Origin of the sequence: Lachnoclostridium sp. An118, assembly GCF_002160985.1 — a bacterium.
In the GTDB taxonomy this organism is placed as follows: domain Bacteria; phylum Bacillota; class Clostridia; order Lachnospirales; family Lachnospiraceae; genus Claveliimonas; species Claveliimonas stercoravium.
Map to the genome: position 1 here is coordinate 1 of NZ_NFLQ01000051.1, position 1,224 is coordinate 1,224.

2 protein-coding genes are annotated in these 1,224 nt (G+C 56.7%); both read left to right on the forward strand.

Going from position 1 to position 1,224, the window contains the following annotated elements:
* The coding region (locus B5E62_RS17810; protein ID WP_143468887.1) for an LPXTG cell wall anchor domain-containing protein at nt 1-162 on the forward strand (162 nt) is incomplete at its 5' end.
* Nucleotides 163-572: 410 nt separating this feature from the next.
* Nucleotides 573-1,224: leucine-rich repeat protein (locus B5E62_RS16635; protein ID WP_242958029.1), on the forward strand; the 652-nt coding region annotated here is incomplete at its 3' end.

Below are 1,224 nucleotides of genomic sequence, written 5' to 3' on the forward strand. Positions count from 1 at the left end.
GCCAAGCCCGAACAGCAGGGCAAGCCTTCTGGGCAAACAGAAAGCCCCCAGACTGGGGACAGCAGCGATATGGCGCTGTGGATCGGCCTGATGCTGGCTTCCTGCGGCGGCGTGCTGGGGATGCTGTTCTACAGGCGGAAAAAGGCGGCGGCCGGGAAATAAGGCTGAGAGATAAAACAAAACCGGCAAAAGCGCCTGCGGGCGGGCTTCGTGCAAAACCCACAGCCCGCCCCGGCGCAGCCGGTATTTTTTCAAGAAGGGATATCCCTTCTATCCTTTGGTACATACCAAAGGATAAGCAATCTTGTTTGACAAGGAGGAGAAACCAAATGCAAGCAAAAAGGAAACTGACGGCGTTGCTGCTTTCCCTGTGCATGCTGCTGGGGATGCTGCCAATGACCGTGTTTGCGGCGGGAGGCACCACAACCAGTGGTCTGACCTATGAAGACAACGGCGACAGTGTGACCATAACGGGCTCCGCATGGGGGAGCGCAAATCGCACAATCGGGTTCAAAATAAACGGCAAGCCGGTCACTGCTATCGGTGAGAGGGCGTTCTATAATAATAATACCTTGACGAGCGTAGCGATTCTAGACAGCGTAACCTCTATCGGAGAATTTGCCTTCTACAATTGCACAAGCCTGAGCAGCGTGACCTTTACGGGTAATACGGCCCCCGAGCTGGGGGCAGATAACGTATTCGGCAAGTGCGCCGCCCTCACCGCCATTCATGTGCCTTGCGGAGCTGACGGCTACACGGCGGCAAACGGCTGGCCTGAGGATAAGGTGCAATACGAGCATGTCTGGGCGGAAGACTGGACCAGCGACGGCACACATCACTGGAAAGCCTGCACGGCAGAGGGCTGCGCCGAAAAAGACCAGTACGGAGTGCATCAGATAGCAAACGGGGTTTGTACGGTGTGCAAGGCTGAAGTAGAAACATCCGGGGTACAGACGTATGCGGTAAAGGTGAACGGCATCACCGTCACCAGCGCCAACGCCAGCGACATTCTGGGTGATGCCGACGGTGACGGCGCCACGGCGTACTATGATCCGGCGGCCAACACCTTGACACTGGATAACGCCCAGCTGACATCCAGCGGCTACGGCGCTGTATGGGCGCAGGAAGAGAACTTTACCCTTGTGCTGAAAGGTGAGAATCAGATTACCGGAGAAGGGGACTTCCCTCACTCCGCGGTTTATTCCCACGGGGCTATGACGGTCA